This window comes from Nocardia sp. NPDC087230 (assembly GCF_044744725.1).
GTDB classification, from domain to species: Bacteria; Actinomycetota; Actinomycetes; order Mycobacteriales; family Mycobacteriaceae; genus Nocardia; species Nocardia canadensis.
The window spans coordinates 1-15,128 of the sequence record NZ_JBIUYV010000010.1 but is presented as its reverse complement, the minus strand read 5'-3'; the positions used below and the strand labels follow the sequence as shown (position 1 = coordinate 15,128).

Below are 15,128 nucleotides of genomic sequence, written 5' to 3'. Positions count from 1 at the left end.
AACCCGCTGCGACGATGCAGTATCCGGTGACGAAGCGGGCCTTCGGCCTCGCCATCCTCGTACTGAGCGGCCTGCAGCTCATGGTCGTGCTCGACGGCACCGTCGTGATCTTCGCCCTGCCGCGCCTGCAGGAGGAGATGGGGCTGTCCAGCTCGGGCAGCGCGTGGACGGTGACCTCCTACGGCCTGACCTTCGCCGGGCTGATGCTGCTCGGCGGCAGGCTCGGTGACGCGTTCGGCCGCAAGCGCATGCTGATCTACGGCGTCGGCCTGTTCACCGCGGCCTCGCTCGCCTGCGGCCTGGCCACCGGCGAGGCGATGCTGCTGATCTCGCGCGCCTTCCAGGGCGCCGGTGCCGCGATCGCGGCACCGACCGCGTTCGCGCTGGTGGCCACCACCTTCGCGCCGGGGCCCGCCCGCAACCAGGCGATCGCGATCGTCGGCTCGATGGCGGGTATCGGCTCGGTCGGCGGCCTGGTCGTCGGCGGTGCGCTCACCGAGTTCTCCTGGCGCTGGATCTTCCTGATCAATGTGCCGATCGGCGCGCTGATCGTGCTCGGCGCTGTCTACAAGCTCACCGACACCGCCCACCACCGCACCCCGCTCGACATCAAGGGCGCCATCCTGGGCACACTCGCCTGCGCGACGATCGTGTTCGGCGCGACCGAGGGCCCGGCGATGGGCTGGACCAGTCCGCTCATCCTCGGCTCGCTGATCGGCGGTTTCGCGCTGCTGGTGGTCTTCGTGCTCACCGAGCGCCGCGAGGCCGATCCGCTGCTGCCGTGGTCGCTGTTCGACAGCCGCGACCGGGTCGCCACCTTCGCGCTGATCTTCCTGGCGGGCGCGGTGCTCGGCGCGATGACGTTCTTCGTGGCCCAGCTGTTGCAGAACGTGCTCGGCTACAGCCCGTTGCAGGCCGGTGTCGCCTCGATCCCGTTCACCATCGGCATCGGTGTCGGCGGCGCGGTGGCGTCGAAGGCGGCGCTGGTGATCGCGCCGCGCTGGCTGCTGTCGGCGGCGGCGGTCGTGCTGGCCTGCGGGTTGCTGTTCGGGTCGACGCTGGACCGGCACGTGCAGTACCTGCCGACCCTGCTGGCGCTGCTGCTGGTGATCGGCTTCGGCGTCGGCGTCGCCATGGTGCTGGCGCCGCTGTGCGTGCTGGTCGGGGTGCCGTCGTCGAACATCGGCCCGCTCTCGGCGGTCGGGCAGATGTTCATGAACCTGGCGACCCCGATCGCGATCGGCCTGCTCAGCCCGATCGCCGCCTCGCGCACCCTGTCCCTGGGCGGGCGCGACGGCCGGGCCGCGGACATGACCACGGCCGAGATCGACGCGCTCAACAGCGGTTACACCCTGGTGCTGCTGTGCTGCGCCGGTCTGGCGGTGCTCGCCGCACTGGTCGCGCTGACGTTGCGGTTCACCCCGCAGCAGCTGGTCCAGGCCCAGCACGCCCAGGACGAGGCCCAGCGCGCCTGAGACCGCCGGGCCCCGGTCCGCTCAGAGGCGACCGGCGACCCGGTGCGGGGTGATCCGCACGATCACCCGCCCCGCGTCGTCGACGGAGGCCGGGTTGAACTCGCGGTAGGGCTTGCCGGTGTACTTGAGCGACATCTCGTCGGGCAGCGCGCGCTCCGGATCCGGGATGGTGGTGGCCGTGCCCCGGATCTCGGCGTAGAGGAACGGCCGCTCCGGCGGGTTCACCATCACCGTGATCCGCGGGTCGCGCACCAGGTTCTTGGCCTGCTGGCGCGCGACGGTGGTGGAGAACAGCAGCTCGTCGCCCTCGCGCTTGATCCAGACGACGGTCAGATGCGGGTGCCCGTTCGCGCCGACCGTGGCGACGGTCGCGTAGACCTTCTCCTCGTCCAGATACGACTTCAGTTCGTCGGAAAGCACTGCGGTATCAGTCACGCTCCGGGACAACGCGTCCCGCGGCGGGCGCATTCCGCCCGCCGCGAAACGGCCGGTCCTACGGCGCGTCGACGGTGTGCGCGTCGGCGACGGTGAGCGCCTGGTCGAGAATCGCCAGCCCCTCTTTGACCTCGGACTCGGTGATCACGCACGGCGGCACCACGTGCAGCCGGTTGAAGTTCACGAATGTCAGCAGTCCGCCGCGCCGACAGGCGGCGACGAGTTCGGTCATCGCGGGACTGGTGCCGCCGTAGGGGGCCAGCGGTTCCCTGGTGGCACGGTCGCGCACCAGCTCGAGCGCCCAGAACACCCCGAGCCCGCGTACCTCACCGATGCTCGGATGCCGCTGCGCGAGTTCCCGCAGCCCCGGCCCGATGACCCGCGCGCCGATCTCGGCCGCGTTCTCCACGATCCGCTCCTCGCGCATCGCGGTGATCGTGGCCACCGCCGCCGCGGTCGCCAGCGGATGACCCGAATAGGTGAGCCCGCCCGGGTACGGCCGGTCGGCGAAGGTCGCCGCGATGGCGGCGCTGATCGCGACGCCGCCCAGCGGCACGTAGCCGGAGTTCACGCCTTTGGCGAAGGTGATCAGATCCGGCACGACCTCGAAATTGTCGATGGCGAACCATTTTCCGGTGCGGCCGAAGCCCGCCATCACCTCGTCGGCGATGAACACGATGCCGTGCCGGTCGCACAGCTCCCGCACGCCGCGCATGTACTCGGTGGTCGGCACCATGATGCCCGCGGTGCCCGGCACCGATTCCAGCACGATCGCCGCGATCGTGGCCGGACCCTCCATCGCGATGGTGCGCTCGAGATGCTCGAGGGCGCGCTGGGTCTCCTGTGCTTCGTCGCTCGCGTGGAACTCCGAGCGGTACAGGAACGGGCCGAAGAAGTGCACCACCCCGCTGGTGCCGTGGTCGTTGGGCCAGCGCCGCGGGTCACCGGTGACATTGACCGCCGTCTCGGTGCCGCCGTGATAGGAGCGGTACCGCGCGAGCACTTTCGGCCGTCCGGTGTGCAGGCGCGCCATCCGGATGGCGTGCTCGACCGCGTCGGCGCCGCCGTTGGTGAAGAAGATCTTGTCCAGGTCCCCCGGCGTGAGCTCGCTGATCAGCCGGGCCGCCTCGGACCGGGCGGCATTGGCGAAGGCCGGGCCGACCGTGCACAGTTCGGCCGCCTGCGCGGCGATCGCGGCGACCACCTTCGGATGCTGGTGCCCGATATTGGTGTTCACCATCATCGAGGAGAAGTCGAGCAGCCGGTTGCCCTCGCCGTCCCACACGTAGCAGCCCTCGGCGGCGGTGAGGACGATCGGCGACACCTGGGCCTGCGCCGACCAGGAATGGAAGACGTGGCGGCGATCGAGTTCGTAGGCGCGGGCGGCCTCGTCGGAAAGCGTCATCGACAATGCTCCTGTCCGGTCACTTGTTCTGCGGGAAGCCGAGTTCCAGCCCGCCGTGGCTGGGGTCGAGCCAGCGGGTGGTGATCGCCTTGGTGCGGGTGAAGAAGTGCACGCCGTCGGTGCCGTGCGCGTGCGAGTCGCCGAACAGCGAGTTCTTCCAGCCGCCGAAACTGTAGTAGGCGAGGGGAACCGGGATCGGGACGTTGACCCCGACCATGCCCACCTCCACCTCGTGGTGGAACCGCCGCGCCGCGCCGCCGTCGTTGGTGAACACGGCGGTGCCGTTGCCGTAGCGGTTGGCGTTGATCAACGCCACCGCCTCCTCGTAGGTGCCGACCCGCACGACCGAGAGCACCGGTCCGAAGATCTCGTCGGTGTACACGCTCATCGACGGCGTGACCCCGTCGAGAACGGTAGGCCCGAGCCAGAATCCGTCCGGCGCGCCTTCGACGATCAGCGGACGGCCGTCGAGCACCACCCGGGCGCCCGCGTTCTCGCCGGCGTCGATGTACTCCGCGACGCGATCGCGGTGGGCCCGGGTGATCAGCGGACCCATGTCGGCGCCGGAGGTCCCGGCCCCGGTGACGATGGTCGACGCGCGCTCGGCGATCTTGGTGACCAGCTCGTCGGCGACCCCGCCGACCGCGACCACCACGCTGATCGCCATGCACCGCTCACCCGCCGAGCCGAAGCCCGCGTTGACCGCGGCATCGGCGGCCAGGTCCAGATCGGCGTCGGGCAGCACCACCATGTGGTTCTTCGCCCCGCCGAGGGCCTGCACCCGCTTGCCCGCCGCGGTGCCGCGCTGGAAGACGTACTTGGCGATCGGGGTGGAGCCGACGAACGAGACCGCCTTGATGCCGGGGTTGTCGAGCAGTTCGTCCACGGCCACCTTGTCGCCCTGCACGACATTGAACACACCGTCGGGCAGCCCGGCCTCCTGCCACAGCCGCGCCAGCCACAGTGCCGCCGACGGGTCCTTCTCGCTGGGCTTGAGCACCACGGTGTTGCCCGCGCCGATGGCCAGCGGGAAGAACCACATCGGCACCATGGCCGGGAAATTGAACGGCGAGATGATCGCGACCGGGCCCAGTGGCTGGCGCACGGAATGGATGTCGACCTCGGTCGAGGCGTTCTCGGTGAACGAGCCCTTGAGCAGATGCGGGATGCCACAGGCGAATTCGACGACTTCCAGGCCGCGGGTGACCTCGCCGAGCGCGTCGGCGGCCACCTTGCCGTGCTCGGCGGTGATGATCGCCGCCAGCTCCTCCTTGCGCTCGGCGAGCAGCTCGCGGAACCGGAACAGCACCTGGGTGCGGCGGGTCAGCGAGGTGTCGCGCCAGGTCGCGAAGGCCACGGTCGCGGCGTCGATCGCCGCGCGGGTGTCGGCCACGTTCGCCAGGGCCACCTCGCCGGTGACCGCGCCCGTCGCCGGATCGGTGACCGGGGCGATCGCCTCGCTGGTGCCGGTGACGGACTTGCCGTCGATCCAGTGGCCGATGGACTGCATGGAGACCTCGTTTCGCCGGGAACGGTGGTGCTTCCACCCTGGTCCATCCCCACCCGCGCGAGGGCCGACGATCTGTACGGAGTCGCGGCATTCGTATTACGATTCGTCGGTGTTGTTGACCGTGGCCGATGTGCTCGCCACGCCGGTGGTCCAGGCAGGTCAGCCCGAGGTGATCTGCGGGGCCCACCTGGACCGGCCGGTGCGCTGGGTGCACGTCAGCGACCTGGCCGAGGTCGCCGACGTGCTGGTCGGCGCGGAATTGATCCTGACCACCGGGCAGGCGCTGGCCGCGCCGGAGCCGGCGCGCGTGGCCTACCTGCGCTCGTTGGCCGCGGCCGGGGTCGCGGGCCTGGTGGTGGAACTGGGCAGCTATGTGAGCGAGCTGGGCCCGGTCGTCGCGGCCACGGCCGCCGACCTCGGGCTGCCGGTGATCGTGCTGCACCGGGTGACCCGCTTCGTCGAGATCACCGAGGCCGTCCATCGCGCGATCGTCGCCGACCAGTACGCCGAGCTCGAGTTCGCCAGGACCGTGCACGAGACCTTCACCGAACTCAGTGTGCGCCGGGCCGCGCTCGCCGAGATCGTGCGCACCGCGGCGACCATGCTCGACGCGTCGGTCGTGCTGGAGGACCTGGCCCACCGGGTACTGGCCGCGACCGCCCGGCACACCACCTCCTCGGCGCTGCTGGAGAACTGGGAGGCGACCTCGCGACTGCTGCCCGGCGGCGAGGGCGTGGTCGACGTCGGCCCGCAGATGCAGCGCTGGGGCAGGCTGATCCTGCGCGCGGACCACGGACCGACACCGCGCGCGCGGATGGTGCTCGAGCGCGCGGCACAGACCCTGACCCTGCACCGGATGATCGACAAGGACCGGTTCGGTCTGCACCGCCGGGCCCAGACCGGCCTGATCGCCGACCTCGTCGAGGGCAGGGTCGGCGACGAGCGCGACGCGCAGGCGCGGGCGGCCGCGCTCGGGCTGCACCGGCATGCCCGCTACGTGCCCCTGTCCATCGAGATCGACGCCGTCGCCGACCCGGATCCGGTGGCGGCGCAACGGCGCAGCGCGGCGGTGGTCGAGGCGGTGACCCACGGGCTCGGCCTCGTCGGCGCCTCGGCGCTCAGTGCCACCGAGCACCGGCCCGGGCCGCGTGGTGCGGGCGCGCGATCACTCGCGATCGACGGGGAACGGGTCGCGATGATCCTGGCCCTCGCCCGGGGCGCTGTCGTCGACGAGCGGCTCGCCACGGTGTGCGCGGCTGTGCTCACCGAGGTGCGCCGGGTCGACGGTGTCCGGCGCGCGGTGATCGGCGTCGGCGCCGACTCCGACTCCCTGCTCGACACCGCGAGCGGACTCGCCGACGCCACGGAGGTCGCCACCGTCGCGGCCTCGATGCGCGCCGCGCCCACCCGGATGTTCTTCCGCAGCGCGGATATTCGGCTGCGCGGCCTGCTCTCGCTGATCCGCGACGACCCCCGGGTGCAGAGTTTCGCCGAGACCGAACTGAGCGCCCTGCTGCGCCACGACATCCGGCACGGCAGCGATCTGACCGCCACCCTGCGCCGCTTTCTCGACCTGGCGGGCAACAAGACCGAGCTCGCCAAGGCGCTCGCCATCAGCAGGCCGACGCTCTACGACCGGCTCGCCCGGATCGAGCGCATCCTCGCCGTCGATCTCGACGACGGCGAGTCCCGGACCTCGCTGCACACCGCGCTACTGGTCCGCGAACTCACCGGCGGCGGCGACCCGCGGTAGGCCATCGTGCCGATCTCACAGGAAATCGGGGTTGTCGGCGAGCGGGAGTCCGCCGACACTGGAGCCCATGACGTTGTCGTCGCTGGATCTTCTCGACCGCTGGACCGCTCTGGCCGGACCGGACTCCGTTCCTCTCGGAGCCGGGATCATCGCCCGCTACAGCGAACCCCATCGCCACTATCACACCGCCGAGCATCTGCGCGCGATGCTGCGCGCGATCGACGAATGGGCCGACAGCGCAGCCGATATCGACGCGGTGCGCTACGCCGCGTTCTTCCACGACGCGATCTACGCCGTCGACCGCGCCGACAACGAGGAACGCAGCGCCGACCTGGCCCGCGATGTCCTCGAATCCCTGGGCGCCGCACGGCCGTTGGTGGACGAGGTGGTCCGGCTGGTCCTGCTCACCCGCGGTCACGACGCCGAGGCGGGCGACACCAACGGCGCGGTGCTCTGCGATGCCGACCTGGTCGTCCTCGGGGGCGATCCGGCGAGTTACGCCGCCTACGCGACCGCCGTGCGCACCGAGTACGCGCACGTCCCCGACGACCTGTTCCGCGCCGGTCGCGCCGCGGTGCTGCGCTCGATCGCGAATCAGCCTGTGCTGTACCGGACTCCGGCGGCCCGCGCCCGCTACGAGGAGCGGGCGCGCGCGAATCTGGCGGCGGAGCTGGCCCAGCTCACCGAGTGAACTCGGCTCAGCGGTGCAGGGCGCCGCTGGATTCGATGGCGGCGGTGAGCAGTTCGGCCACGCCGCGCTGCCCGGCCAGGGTGGGGTGATAGGGGAGCAGGGTCTGATCGGCCACCAGCGGGTCGAACCAGCGTACGGCCGGATCGGCGCACATGCCGAGGGCGGGCGAGGCGGCGATGGTGTCGACGTAGATCGCGCCCTGCGCGGCGGCCTCGCGGGCCACGACGGTGTTGAGACGGGCGAACTTCGACTGGATGTAGGCGGCGTCGGCGGGCAGCAGGCCGAGCATCGCCGGGCAGCTGGTGTCGGCCAGGTAGGTGGGCCAGCCGTCGACGAAGATCGTGGCGCCGGGCGCGCGGCGGGTGATCTCGGTGAGAGCGGCGGCGTAGGCCGGGGCGATGGCGTCGATGCCGGCGTCCCACGCGGGATCGGCGGCCGCGGCGCACCCGCCCGACGCCGCGCCCGCGTGGCAGTCGCCGAGGATGTACTTCGTCATCTCGGCGTCGTTGGCGCCGATGTGCACGGTGACGATCTTCGTCGCGGGCCCGAGCGCGTCGAGTTGTGGTGCGACGCCGCCGGTCTGGGCGGTGTAGAGGTCGGGGATCTTCGCCGAGCTGCACGTGCGGTCGTCGAGTGTGAGCCGCAGGCGCTCGGCGACCAGCTTGGGCGCGTTGGTCGTTGACCGCACGCAGCGCAGGGGCGCGCCGAGGTCGAGGTTCGCGGCGCCGGTGGTCGCGGCCCCGGAATCACCGAGCGCGACATAGGTCGCGCCGTCCGGGGTCGAGGGCTCGGCCTGGGCGGGGGCCGACGGCAGTGCGGCGAGACAGACGACCGCGGCGAGCACGCGCAGACAGTTCTTCAGCGAACGACGGGGATCCACAGCGCGAAGAGTAGGAGCATGTGGGCCACGCCACAAGTGCGACCCGACACGAACGCCCGGCGGGCCGGTGGCGGTCCGCCGGGCGGTGGGTCAGAGGGCGTCGAGCATCCGTGCCGCGAGCGGCGCCGACGACGCCGGGTTCTGGCCGGTGTAGAGCGTGCGGTCGACCTCGATGTGCGGGGCCCACGGCGCACCCTCGCGATAGTCGACGCCGAGCGCGACGAGACGGTCCTCGAGCAGCCACTTCGCCTTGTCGGCCAAGCCTGCCTGGGTCTCCTCGGCATTGCTGAACGCGGCGACTCGATACCCGGCGAAGGGTGACTTGCCGTCGGCGTCGGCGGTCGCGAGCAGGGCGGCGGGCGCGTGGCAGACCACACCGAGCGGCTTGCCCGAGGCCAGCGCGTCGACCAGGAGCGCACCCGAGACGGGATCGACCGCGAGATCCTCCATCGGGCCGTGCCCGCCGGGATAGAACACGGCGTCGTAGTCGGCGAGATCGACCTCGGCGAGCGGGATCGGCTGCCGCAGGGCCTGCGCCCCGGCCAGGATCTCGGCGATCTCCCGCGCGCGCTCGGCCCCGCCGTTGGCCTCGGGTGCCAGACTGCCCTGGTCGACCGGCGGGGTCACCCCGCCCGGCGTCGCGACGGTGACGGTATGGCCCGCGCCGGTGAACGCCGCGTACGGCGCGGCGAATTCCTCGGCCCAGTACCCGGTGGGGTGCTTCGTGCCGTCCGCCAGGGTCCAGTGATCGGCGCCGGTGAGGACGAACAGGATGTGTGCCATCGGATTCCTTCTCCATTCAACGGGTTTCGGGGCGATCGGCCGGCAGCGTCGTCGGGTCGCACTCTCGACGCTAGGTACTCGGGCATTTCCTGACCAATAGGATGGCCTATATGAGACATAGGCCAGCCGATGGCTCGATGGATCTGGTGCAGTTGCGGACCTTCCTGGCGGTCTATCGGACCGGATCGCTCACCGCGGGCGCCGCCCAGGTGGGGCTGTCCCAGCCCACGGTGACCACGCAGGTCCAGGCGCTGGAACGGTACCTGGGCACGCCGCTGTTCGAGCGGCTGCCGCGCGGGGTGGCGCCGACGGCCGCCGGTCACGAGCTGGCGGCACGGGTGAGCGCCCCGCTGGACGCGCTCGCGTCGGTCGTGGGTGGCCCCGTCGCCGACACACCGGCGCCGCCCGAGCCGCCGGTGCTGCTGGGCGGGCCCGCCGAGATGTTGGCCGCGCAGGTGCTGCCCGCCCTCGCGCCGCTGCTCGCCGAGGGGGTGCGGCTGACGGTCCGGGCCGGCCTCACCGACGATCTGCTGGCCGAACTGCGATCGGGGACACTCGATCTGGTGATCTCGACGGCGCGCCCGCGCGGTCGGACCGTGCTCGCCGAGCCGCTCGTCGACGAGGAATTCCTGCTCGTCGCGGCGCCGGTGGTGGCGGCCCGGGTCGACACCGCGCGCCTGCGGCGCACCGGACCGGGCGCGCTCGACGGCCTCCCGCTGCTCAGTTACGCGGCCGACCTGCCGATCCTGCGCCGCTACTGGCGGCACGTGTTCGAGACCCGGCTGGAGGCGACCCCGGCCCTGATCGTCCCCGATCTGCGGGCGGTGCTGGCCGCGGTGCTCGCCGGGGCGGGAATCAGCGTGCTGCCGCGCTATCTGTGTACGGACGAGCTCGCCGACGGCACCCTGGTGCCCCTGCTCGATCCGGCGGATCCGCCGATCAACACCGCGTTCCTGGCCCGCCGGGTCGGTGGGGCGCCCCGCCCGCACGTCGAGCGGGTCCGGGCCCGGCTGCTCGCCGCCGCGGTCGCGTGGCGCGCGGAGTGAGCCGGTATTCCCGCCCGGATCGAGCCGTGGGGGATCTCTCGCTGCCGCGCCGGGGGAACAGTCGCACCGGATCGGTGGTTGACCGAGCACATGACGACACTCGGATTGATCGGCAGCGGCAATATCGGATCGACGGTGGCACGGCTGGCGGTGGCGGCCGGAATCGACGTGGTGCTCAGCAACTCTCGCGGACCCGAGACGCTGGCCGACCTCGTCGCCGAACTCGGCCCGCGGGCCAGGGCGGCGACGCCCGCGGAGGCGGCGGCCGCCGGTGACCTCGTCGTGGTGACCGTGCCGCTGAAGGCCTATCAGCAGGTACCGGTCGCGCCGCTGGCGGGCAAGGTCGTGCTCGACACCAACAACTACTACCCCGAGCGCGACGGCGCGATCGCCGAACTCGACGCCGACACCGTCACCACCAGCGAACTGCTGCAGCGGCACCTGCCCGAGTCCCAGGTGGTCAAGGCGTTCAACAACATCTACTTCGAGCACCTGGCCACGCTCGCTCGTCCCGCGGGCGCGGCCGACCGCTCCGCGCTGCCGGTCTTCGGCGACGATCCGGCCGCGAAGATCGCCGCGGCCCACCTGATCGACGCGCTCGGCTACGACGTGGTCGACGGCGGCACGCTCGCCGAGAGCCGCCGTTCCCAGCGCGACACCCCGGTCTATGTCCATCCCTACGCCGTCCCGGGCGATTCCTGGCCGCCCGCGGCCGCCACCACCGGCGACATCGCGGCGATCCGGGCCGCCTTGGCAGCCGCCACGGTGTGAGACGAGAGCCTCCCACCTGCGCCGATGCTTGACATGCAAGCCACCGCTTGCCTATGGTTCGAGGGGAGACGACGGGAGGAGCGCACGCCGTGACAGATATCTTCACCGCCCTGGCGGATTCGACACGGCGCGCGCTGCTCGACGAACTGGCCGAGCGGGACGGGCAGACGCTGTTCGAATTGTGCGCCAAGCTCGCCACCCGCCACGGGATCAGTTCGTCGCGGCAGGCGATCACCCAGCACCTGGGCATGCTCGAGGCCGCGGGGCTGGTGACCACCCGTCGGCAAGGCCGCTACAAGTTCCATCACGCCGATTTCACGCCGCTGCGCGCGGTCTCGGAGCGATGGCCGATTCCCCAGGAGGACACATGATCCGCATCGGTGTGACCAGCATCTTCGTCGACGACCAGGACAAGGCCGAGAAGTTCTACACCGACGTGCTCGGCTTCCAGGTCAAGGACCGGGTGCCGATCGGTGAGTACGACTGGCTGACCCTGGTCTCGCCCGCCGACGTCGACGGCATCCAGTTGCTGCTCGAGCCCGACCAGAACCCGATCGCCCAGAACTACAAGAGCGCGCTCACCGCCGACGGCATCCCCTGCATGATCTTCACCGTCGACGACCTCGACGCCGAATACCGCCGCCTGCTCGACCGCGGCGTGCTGTTCACCCAGCCACCCCAGCCGATGGGCGCGGTCACCACCGCCGTCTTCGACGACACCTGCGGCAACCTCATCCAGCTGATGGAACCCGCTACCGCGTGATGATGAGAAGTTCGGTGGGGGAGGCGATCTCGGCGCGCAGGCCGGCCTTGGTCGCCACCTTCGCCACCGCGCGGATGTCGGTCGGCTCCGCGCGGGTCAGGACCAGGGCGCGGGCCAGCAGGCCCTTGTGATGCTTGTTGAAGTGGCTGACCACGGTGCGGGAGCCGTCGGGGTGCTCGGTGAGCACGTTGGCGGTGATCGCGTCGGGGACCCGGCCCAGCTGCTGGTAGGTGCCCGAGCGCAGATCGATGACGAGTTCGCCGCCCGCCTCGGCGAACAGGGCGTCCGGCAGGACATCGCGCCACACCGCCGACAAGGTCGGCAGGCCGGGCAGTTTGGTGCCGCCGGAGAGACGGTAGGCCGGAATCGGGTCGGCCGCGCGGACCGCGCCGAACAGTGCGGAGCCGATGCCGAGGCGCGCATAGGCCTTCGCGCGCTGCGCCTTGGTGAACGACGCCGCGTCCAGCGCGTCGTAGAGCACGCCGGTGTAGCGCTCGAGCGCGGGCCGGGTCGCCGAGGTGCGCAGGCTCGCGTTGCGGGCGATCTCGGCGTCGGCGGACTTGCCGAGGCCGAGCACCGCGGTGGCGGCGGCCGGGTCGGCCGCGAGCTGCACCACCTCGGTGATCAGCTTGTCGCGCACCGCCGTGAGCTGCGGCATCGCCAGATCGGCCAGGTCGAGGGGCGCGCCCGACCCACCGTCGGACTTGGTTTCGGAGGGAGGCAGCAGCACCAGCACGATCGCCTACGGTACCGGCGCCCGCGCCCGGCCCGGCCGGTGGTGGCCCCGCAACCGCGATCGGCTTGCACGGCGTCCCGGACCAGGGACTACCCTGTGCATCCGTGATCACCCGCCTCTCCCGCCTGTTCCTGCGCACCCTGCGAGACGATCCCGCCGACGCCGAGGTGCCCAGCCACAAACTGCTCGTCCGCGCCGGCTATGTCCGCCGGATCGCCCCCGGCGTGTACTCGTGGCTGCCGCTGGGTCTGCGCACGCTGCGCCGCATCGAGGACGTGGTGCGCCAGGAGATGGACGCCACCGGCGCCCAGGAGATCTCCCTGCCCGCGCTGCTGCCGCGCGAGCCCTACGAGACCACCAACCGGTGGACCGAATACGGTGACGCGCTGTTCCGCCTGCAGGACCGCAAGGGCGGCGACTACCTGCTCGGCCCCACCCACGAGGAACTGTTCGCGCTCACCGTCAAGGGTGAGTACAACTCCTACAAGGATCTGCCGGTCACGCTGTACCAGATCCAGGACAAGTACCGCGACGAGGAACGTCCCCGCGCCGGCATCCTGCGCGGTCGCGAGTTCACCATGAAGGACTCCTACTCCTTCGATCTCGACGACGCGGGCCTGGCCACCAGCTACGCCACCCACCGCGCGGCCTACCAGCGCATCTTCGAGCGGCTCGGCGTCGAGTACGTCATCGTGGCCGCCACCTCCGGCGCGATGGGCGGCAGCGCCTCCGAGGAGTTCCTCGCCGCGAGCCCCGTCGGTGAGGACACCTACGTGCGCTGCGTCGAGTCCGGCTACGCGGCCAACGTGGAAGCCGTGGTCACGCCCGCGCCCGCGCCGCTGCCGCTCGAGGGACAGCCCGCCGCCGTCGAATACGACACCCCGAACACCCCCACCATCGCGACGCTGGTCGACTGGGCCAACGAGGCGAAGGTGCTCGACCGCACCGTCACCGCCGCCGACACGCTCAAGAACGTCATGGTCAAGCTGCGCCACCCGGACGGCAAGACCGAGATCCTCGGCATCGGTGTCCCCGGTGACCGCGAGGTCGACGACAAGCGCCTCGAAGCCTCCGTCGAGCCGGCCGAGGTGGAGTTGCTCACCGAAGCCGACTTCGCCGCGAACCCCTTCCTGGTGAAGGGCTACATCGGCCCGAAGGCGCTGCAGGCCAACGGTGTTCGCTACCTCGTCGACCCGCGCGTCGTCGAGGGCACCGCCTGGATCACCGGCGCCGACACGCAGGGCAAGCACGTCGTCGGGCTGGTCGTCGGTCGTGACTTCACCCCTGACGGCACCATCGAGGCCGCCGAGGTCCGCGACGGCGATCCCTCGCCCGACGGCGCCGGTCCGCTGGTGTCGGCCCGCGGCATCGAGATCGGCCACATCTTCCAGCTCGGCCGCAAGTACACCGATGCCTTCGACGTCGACGTGCTGGGCGAGAACGGCAAGCCGGTCCGACTGACCATGGGCTCCTACGGCATCGGTGTGTCCCGCCTGGTCGCGGTGATCGCCGAGCAGCAGCACGACGACAAGGGCCTGCGCTGGCCCGCCGAGGTCGCCCCGTTCGACGTGCACGTGGTGATCGCCAACAAGGACGCCGCCGCCCGCGAGGGCGCCGAGCAGGTCGTGGCCGGGCTGGACAAGCAGGGCCTCGAGGTCCTCTTCGACGACCGCACCGCCTCGCCCGGCGTCAAGTTCAAGGACGCCGAACTGCTCGGCATGCCCTGGATCCTGGTGATCGGCCGTGGCTGGGCCGACGGCAAGGTCGAGCTGCGCAACCGGTTCACCGGCGAGGCCGAGGAGATCGCGGCCGAGGACGCCGTCGCCGCGGTCACCGCGAAGATCCGCGGCTGAGTTCGCCGGACCCCGGTCGTGTGCGCGGCACGCGACCGGGTCGGCGAAAGCCGCTGCGCCACAAGAATTGACCGGTCACCGCTCGACATGAGGGGACAGGCCCGGGACTGATAGTTTCGAGCGCGTGGACACGTTCAGCGATTCGCTGTTGCGGCTGGCGCGGGATTATCTCGGCGGGGCGATCGAGCAGTATTCGGTATTTCAGGAGCAGATCAGGCCGGGGCCGACCCGGGTGGACCATCGGTCCGGTCGGGTCTGGATCGGCGAGCGGGAGTTCGCCGGGTCCGGCGAGATCGGGACCTACGCCGAGGACCTGACCTTCATGTGGGCGTGGGCCAAGCCCACCCTCGAGGGCTTGCCGGGCGTCGCGGCGTCGACGCGGGTGCGCGAGCTCGGACTACGGCACGGGATTCCCGAATTCGCCGAGGGAGTCGTGGATCTCTCGGGCTTCCCCGATCCGATGCTGGCCGCCGATCATCTGTCGATCATCGCGCTGGGAGCGCTCGGCGCTCGCGGGATGACCAAGTTCAACCACGGCGGGCGCGCGTACGCCTACCTGATCGTCGACGACGAGCAGGTGCCGTCCGCGACACCGGACCCGGGACGGGTGGCCGAGCTGGTGGGCGCCGCCGCCCGGATGCTGCCGGGCACCGGCGCGCGAGCGGTCGTGGCCGGTTACGCCCATCGCCATCGCCTGCCCGTGCGCGACACCGCCGACGGCGTGGAGGTGCAGCTGCCCGACGGGCCACGGCTGATCGCCCGTATCGGCGACGGTGACCGGCTCCTCGGCGCCGAGGTCCTCGGCGCGAGTGCGAGCGCCCCGGCCGGTGCCGGGCCACGGCCCGAACGGATTCCGCCCTTCTTCCCGGACAGCCTGCTGGTCGCGCTGGCACCGGCCGCGGCGATCACCGTCGGCGGCCATGGTTCGCTGCGGGGCGGGGGGCGCGCCCCCCCCCGCCCCCCCCCCCGCGGGGCCCCCCAGTTAGGGGCGATCCTCGCGTTTTGCCGCGGCCCCCGGGGGGGGGCC

15 protein-coding genes are annotated in these 15,128 nt (G+C 71.5%); 9 read left to right on the top strand and 6 right to left on the bottom strand.

Annotated features, from left to right (window positions below):
* Positions 1–14: 14 nt before the first annotated feature.
* The gene (locus ACIO52_RS26745; RefSeq protein WP_218718501.1) at positions 15–1,475 is read left to right on the top strand and encodes an MFS transporter; all 1,461 of its coding nucleotides are present in this window, start codon (positions 15–17) and stop codon (positions 1,473–1,475) included.
* 21 nt (positions 1,476–1,496) lie between these two features.
* Here ACIO52_RS26745 and ACIO52_RS26740 read toward each other — a convergent pair whose 3' ends face one another.
* The 3 genes from ACIO52_RS26740 to ACIO52_RS26730 all read right to left on the bottom strand — a co-directional run bounded on the left by ACIO52_RS26740 (position 1,497) and on the right by ACIO52_RS26730 (position 4,825).
* Positions 1,497–1,895, bottom strand: a complete 399-nt coding sequence (locus ACIO52_RS26740) for a PPOX class F420-dependent oxidoreductase (protein ID WP_402647727.1) — start codon at positions 1,893–1,895, stop codon at positions 1,497–1,499.
* 73 nt (positions 1,896–1,968) lie between these two features.
* Positions 1,969–3,315 (bottom strand): aspartate aminotransferase family protein, encoded by a 1,347-nt coding sequence (locus ACIO52_RS26735; RefSeq protein ID WP_316575532.1) that lies wholly within the window; start codon positions 3,313–3,315, stop codon positions 1,969–1,971.
* 19 nt (positions 3,316–3,334) lie between these two features.
* Positions 3,335–4,825 carry a CoA-acylating methylmalonate-semialdehyde dehydrogenase gene (locus ACIO52_RS26730; protein WP_218718438.1) on the bottom strand — a complete coding sequence of 497 codons (1,491 nt, stop codon included), beginning with the start codon at positions 4,823–4,825 and terminating at the stop codon, positions 3,335–3,337.
* 109 nt (positions 4,826–4,934) lie between these two features.
* On the opposite strand from ACIO52_RS26730, the gene ACIO52_RS26725 reads away from it, so the two are divergent.
* Both ACIO52_RS26725 and ACIO52_RS26720 read left to right on the top strand, forming a co-directional pair.
* Positions 4,935–6,578 carry a PucR family transcriptional regulator gene (locus ACIO52_RS26725; protein ID WP_218718437.1) on the top strand — a complete coding sequence of 548 codons (1,644 nt, stop codon included), beginning with the start codon at positions 4,935–4,937 and terminating at the stop codon, positions 6,576–6,578.
* Positions 6,579–6,645: 67 nt separating this feature from the next.
* The gene (locus ACIO52_RS26720) at positions 6,646–7,269 is read left to right on the top strand and encodes a metal-dependent phosphohydrolase (RefSeq protein ID WP_218718436.1); all 624 of its coding nucleotides are present in this window, start codon (positions 6,646–6,648) and stop codon (positions 7,267–7,269) included.
* Between the two features lie 7 nt (positions 7,270–7,276).
* Here ACIO52_RS26720 and ACIO52_RS26715 read toward each other — a convergent pair whose 3' ends face one another.
* Together ACIO52_RS26715 and ACIO52_RS26710 are read right to left on the bottom strand one after the other, a co-directional pair.
* On the bottom strand, positions 7,277–8,149 hold the full coding sequence (locus tag ACIO52_RS26715; protein ID WP_316575531.1) for an SGNH/GDSL hydrolase family protein: 873 nt from the start codon (positions 8,147–8,149) through the stop codon (positions 7,277–7,279).
* Between the two features lie 90 nt (positions 8,150–8,239).
* A complete protein-coding gene (locus ACIO52_RS26710; RefSeq protein WP_218718434.1) occupies positions 8,240–8,932 on the bottom strand; it encodes a type 1 glutamine amidotransferase domain-containing protein in 693 nt (230 codons plus the stop codon).
* 110 nt (positions 8,933–9,042) lie between these two features.
* Here ACIO52_RS26710 and ACIO52_RS26705 point away from each other — a divergent pair, with 110 nt between their 5' ends.
* From ACIO52_RS26705 to ACIO52_RS26690, 4 genes are all read left to right on the top strand, one after another.
* Positions 9,043–9,978 (top strand): LysR family transcriptional regulator, encoded by a 936-nt coding sequence (locus ACIO52_RS26705; RefSeq protein ID WP_305082656.1) that lies wholly within the window; start codon positions 9,043–9,045, stop codon positions 9,976–9,978.
* A 90-nt stretch (positions 9,979–10,068) separates the two neighbouring features.
* Entirely contained in the window at positions 10,069–10,749 is a 681-nt protein-coding gene (locus ACIO52_RS26700) for an NADPH-dependent F420 reductase (RefSeq protein WP_218718433.1), read from the top strand.
* Between the two features lie 89 nt (positions 10,750–10,838).
* Complete coding sequence (locus ACIO52_RS26695) at positions 10,839–11,120, top strand: metalloregulator ArsR/SmtB family transcription factor (protein ID WP_308248476.1); 282 nt, start codon at positions 10,839–10,841, stop codon at positions 11,118–11,120.
* The gene (locus tag ACIO52_RS26690) at positions 11,120–11,512 is read left to right on the top strand and encodes a VOC family protein (protein WP_218718499.1); all 393 of its coding nucleotides are present in this window, start codon (positions 11,120–11,122) and stop codon (positions 11,510–11,512) included. The genes ACIO52_RS26695 and ACIO52_RS26690 overlap by 1 nt, the downstream gene beginning before the upstream one ends.
* Here ACIO52_RS26690 and yaaA read toward each other — a convergent pair.
* Entirely contained in the window at positions 11,502–12,248 is a 747-nt protein-coding gene (gene yaaA / locus ACIO52_RS26685) for a peroxide stress protein YaaA (protein WP_316575529.1), read from the bottom strand. The two genes, ACIO52_RS26690 and yaaA, sit on opposite strands and share 11 nt — an antisense overlap.
* Positions 12,249–12,352: 104 nt before the next feature.
* Between yaaA and ACIO52_RS26680 the strand changes: the two genes are divergently transcribed.
* Positions 12,353–14,101, top strand: a complete 1,749-nt coding sequence (locus ACIO52_RS26680) for a proline--tRNA ligase (protein ID WP_316575528.1) — start codon at positions 12,353–12,355, stop codon at positions 14,099–14,101.
* Positions 14,102–14,225: 124 nt separating this feature from the next.
* The coding region (locus ACIO52_RS26675; protein ID WP_402647717.1) for a DUF6882 domain-containing protein at positions 14,226–15,128 on the top strand (903 nt) is incomplete at its 3' end.